5 protein-coding genes are annotated in these 4,033 nt (G+C 65.8%); 4 read left to right on the top strand and 1 reads right to left on the bottom strand.

The genetic code is table 11. The features are described from left to right. The 3 genes from eno to PGX04_RS03100 form a co-directional block, all read left to right on the top strand. A partial coding sequence (gene eno / locus PGX04_RS03110) for a phosphopyruvate hydratase (RefSeq protein ID WP_273737174.1) occupies window positions 1–1,033 on the top strand: 1,033 nt, incomplete at its 5' end. After that, window positions 1,030–1,836: a 30S ribosomal protein S2 gene (gene rpsB / locus PGX04_RS03105; protein WP_273737173.1), complete on the top strand. Its 807-nt coding sequence runs from the start codon at window positions 1,030–1,032 to the stop codon at window positions 1,834–1,836. The genes eno and rpsB, both read left to right, overlap by 4 nt. 216 nt (window positions 1,837–2,052) lie before the next feature. After that, window positions 2,053–2,496: a hypothetical protein gene (locus PGX04_RS03100; RefSeq protein ID WP_273737172.1), complete on the top strand. Its 444-nt coding sequence runs from the start codon at window positions 2,053–2,055 to the stop codon at window positions 2,494–2,496. Window positions 2,497–2,520: 24 nt separating this feature from the next. Here the strand turns inward: PGX04_RS03100 and PGX04_RS03095 are convergent, their stop codons facing one another. After that, window positions 2,521–3,447, bottom strand: coding sequence for a thiamine-phosphate synthase family protein (locus tag PGX04_RS03095; protein ID WP_273737171.1), 927 nt, complete (start codon window positions 3,445–3,447; stop codon window positions 2,521–2,523). A gap of 202 nt (window positions 3,448–3,649) precedes the next feature. Between PGX04_RS03095 and PGX04_RS03090 the strand changes: the two genes are divergently transcribed. Then, window positions 3,650–4,033 (top strand): mevalonate kinase family protein (locus PGX04_RS03090; RefSeq protein WP_273737170.1); only part of this gene is annotated, 384 nt, incomplete at its 3' end.

Below are 4,033 nucleotides of genomic sequence, written 5' to 3'. Positions count from 1 at the left end.
CGCGGCCCGGGAACACGCCGTTCCCCGGCTCGTCGGCGAGATCTACGCGGGCAACCAGCGCGACGTCGACGCCGCGCTCCACGCTGCTGACGCCACGGACGACTTTTCCGAGATCGGCGCAAACAGCGCGGTCGCAATCTCGATGGCCGCTGCGAAAGCCGGTGCCGACGTGCTCGGTGCGCCGCTCTTTCAGCACCTCGGTGGAACGTTCCGCGGTGAGAACTTCCCGATTCCGCTCGGTAACGTCGTCGGCGGCGGCGAACACGCCGCCGACGCGACCGACATTCAGGAGTTCCTGGCCGCACCCGTCGGCGCGCCGAGCGTCGAAGATGCGGCCTTCGCTAACGCGGCCGTCCACGCCGCCGTCGCCGATCTGCTCGAGGAACGCGGCGTTCCCTGCGGCAAGGGCGACGAGGGCGCGTGGGCACCGTCGATCGACGACGGCGAGGCCTTCGAAATCGTCGCCGAGGCGGTCTCGCTGGTTCAGGACGAGGTCGGCTTCAATATCGGCTTCGGGCTGGACGTCGCAGGCGCTGAACTGTACGATTCCGAGTCGGAAACGTACGAGTACAGCGACCGGAGTCGCGACACGGACGAGCAGATCGCGTACATCGCCGAACTCGTCGAGGAGTACGACCTCGTCTACGTCGAGGATCCCCTCGACGAGGACGATTACGACGCCTTCGCCGACCTCACGGACGAGGTTGGCGACCAGACGCTGATCTGTGGTGACGACCTATTCGTCACCAACACCGACCGTCTCATCGAGGGGATCGACCGCGGCGCGGCCAACAGCATCCTGATCAAGCCGAATCAGATCGGGACGCTGTCGGACGCGTTCGACGCGATCGAACTCGCGACGGAGAACGGCTACGACTCGGTCGTCTCCCATCGGTCGGGCGAGACCGAAGACGCGACGATCGCACACCTCGCCGTCGCGACCGACGCTCCCTTCATCAAGACGGGGACCGTCGGCGGCGAGCGAACCGCAAAGCTCAACGAGCTCATTCGAATCGCAGACGACGCGACATGACAGAAAACGACGCAACCCAGGAAGGGCTCGACGCCGCCGAGGAGGAAATCGACGAGGAGCCAGCCGAAGGGGCTGGCCCCGCCGCCGAGGAGGATGTCGAGCCAGTAGACGAACAGCCCGCCGACGCCGAGGGAGCCCCCGCGGCCGACGCAGAACCAGCCGACGACGCCGAGGAAGAAGACGCCGGTCCGACCCTCGACGACGACGTCATGTCCGACGAGGAGGCGGACCTGTTGATCCCCGTCGAGGACTACCTCGGCGCTGGCGTCCACATCGGGACCCAACAGAAGACCGAGGACATGGGTCGGTTCATCCACCGCGTTCGAACCGACGGTCTCTACGTGCTCGACGTCTCGAAGACCGACGGCCGCATCCGCACGGCCGCGGACTTCCTCGCGAACTACGACCCGGAGCAGATCCTGGTCACTTCGAGCCGTCAGTACGGTCGGTTCCCGGCGGAGAAGTTCGCCGATGCCGTGGGCGCTCGCGCCCGCACCGGCCGCTTCATCCCGGGCACTCTGACGAACCCGAAGTACGACGGCTACATCGAGCCGGACGTGCTGGTCGTCACCGACCCGATCGGTGACGCCCAGGCCGTCAAGGAGGCCATCACGGTCGGCATCCCGGTCATCGCGATGTGTGACTCGAACAACCAGGTCAGTAACGTCGACCTCGTCGTCCCGACGAACAACAAGGGTCGCAAGGCCCTCTCGGTCGTCTACTGGCTCCTCGCCAACGAGGTCCTCGATCGACGCGGTGCCGAGCCGTCGTACTCGCTCGAGGACTTCGAAAGCACGGTCTAACGCTGTAGATATCGACGCTGTTCGTTTTCTCGCCGACTCTCGCTCGAGCGTGATCTCCAGGGGCGTGGCGACAGACTGTCACTGCGCTCGAACGGCGTGTGATCGGTGAGACGTCTTCTGGGCAACTCGACGAGCACTCCCGATCGGCGTTCGGACCGGGGCAAAGAAGTCAATTATATGATAAGACTTATACACAACTAGTCAAAAGAACTGATAATGTCCTCGGCACCCTCCGACCGGGACTGGCGGGCCGTCGTCGCGACCGTGATGGTCGTCGGCGTGCTTCTCATTGCCGGCTGTACCGATACGACGAGCCGGGAGTACAGCTCGACGATCAGCGATCCGTCGACCGGTGACGTGATCGACAACGTCTCCGTCGATACCATCAGCCAGCAAAACGGCGCTCGCTTCGACGTGGACTACTCCATCGACGCGACCGCTAACGAGACCTACTCTCTCGTCGTGTACGAGCGCCGGAACGACTCGTTCGAATGGGACGGCACCTACAGCCTCGAGCCGAACAGGTACCACACCGGATTTTCCGTCGGCCCGCCGCTTCCGGACGAGCCCGCCACAACGTATCAGATCAGGATCGAATGCGAGAAGAACGCGACCGTCCTCGACGCCGTCACGGTCACGATCGGCGCGAACCGCTCCTGATCTCCCGCAAACGGGTCGACGTTCTCACGACGAAGACGCCACGTCGAGTACCGTCTCGATCAGTTCGGCGGCGTCGGTAGCCGTCGCACCGAAGACGTAGGTCGCGGGTTCGATTCCGAACGCGCCCCGGTGGTATGCGACGCGGGGAACCTCGCCGCGGTCCTCGAACCGATTTCGGAGGTGCTCGCCGCGGTCCTCGTAGTCGGCGTCGAACTCGAGCGGGTCGATCCCCGTCGCAGCCGCGGCCTCGAGCACGTCGTCGTCGGTGGCGACGTTGATCGCGCCGCGAACGGACGGATCGGCGTCGTTGGCGGCGAGTATCGCCGTCGCGACGTGTTTCGAGGCGCCGAACTCGGGGTTCGCCGGAATTTCGATCCGGCCGCCCATCGCGTAAATCCGGCCGGGGACCGCGGCGACATCGGTCTCGTCGCGCGGTTCGGGCAAGCACATGCCGACGTTCGTTCCGACGTTCGGGACGGAGTCGGCCATACCGGGGATCGAGGCGAGCGTCCGCGCGGCGGTGCGGACGTTCGCGAGAACGTCCCGTTCGGCACGGACGTCGGGATCGAGCCCGCGAACGCAGAGGTCACAGCCGAGGCCCCGCAGCTCCGGCATCACATCTTCGTGGAGTTCGCAGATTGGGCCGCGGTCCTCGAGGCTCCGGACCAGCGAGAGGAGTTCGGCGAGCGCGTCGTAGGCGTCCAGCTCGCCGCCGGCCAGTCCGTCCGCGATGTGATCGACGGTGGCGACGGTTTCGGGGTCGTCGCGAAACCGATCGTCACCGCCGCCGGTACCGCTGACGTACTTGCTGACCGCGGCCTGGGTCACGCCGAGTTCGGCGGCGATCTCCTGTTGTGTCATCCCGCGGTCGGCGAGTCGGGTGGCCAACATCGCCCGCACGGTCGGCAGGAACCGTTCGACGACGAGTTCACTCGGGAGAACGAGCGACATACGACCGACGTTCGACTGCAGGAGCATAAGTCCGACTCCGATCGAACGGTCAACGGCTCATACGGCCTGCTGTAAGTCATTTCCGGCGCGACCGTGATCCGACCTGCGGTCGCACCGGTACATCGTTACAGCAGACCGTATCACCGCGGACGACAGCGACGACACAGACAGGTATTACTTGTCCTCGGACCAACGGCCGAGCATGACACTCTCGAGCGCTCCCGGGAAGGTGTACCTGTTCGGGGAGCACGCGGTCGTTTACGGCGAGCCCGCCGTCCCGTGTGCGATCGAGCGGCGGGCGCGGGTCGGCGTGCAACGACGCGACGACGGCAAGCTCCGCGTTCGGGCGGACGATCTCAGTCTGGACGGGTTCACGGTCGAGTACGACGGGACGACGGAGGACGGACCCGACATCGACGTCTCGGAATCGCTCGTCAGCGCGGCGATGGGGTACGTCGACGGCGCGATCGAACAGGTCCGCGAGGTCACCGGCGAGGACGACGCCGGCTTCGACGTGACGATCGAGAGCGACATCCCGCTGGGTGCCGGACTGGGGTCCTCGGCGGCCGTCGTCGTCGCCGCGATC

The sequence above is a fragment of the Natrinema soli genome (assembly GCF_028618695.1).
This window is presented reverse-complemented; position numbering and strand designations above follow the sequence as displayed.

Coding starts and splice junctions, on each gene's coding strand:
- PGX04_RS03100 (WP_273737172.1), top strand. CDS start 2,053: ATGTCCTCGGCACCCTCCGACCGGGACTGGCGGGCCGTCGTCGCGACC.
- rpsB (WP_273737173.1), top strand. CDS start 1,030: ATGACAGAAAACGACGCAACCCAGGAAGGGCTCGACGCCGCCGAGGAG.
- PGX04_RS03095 (WP_273737171.1), bottom strand. CDS start 3,447: ATGTCGCTCGTTCTCCCGAGTGAACTCGTCGTCGAACGGTTCCTGCCG.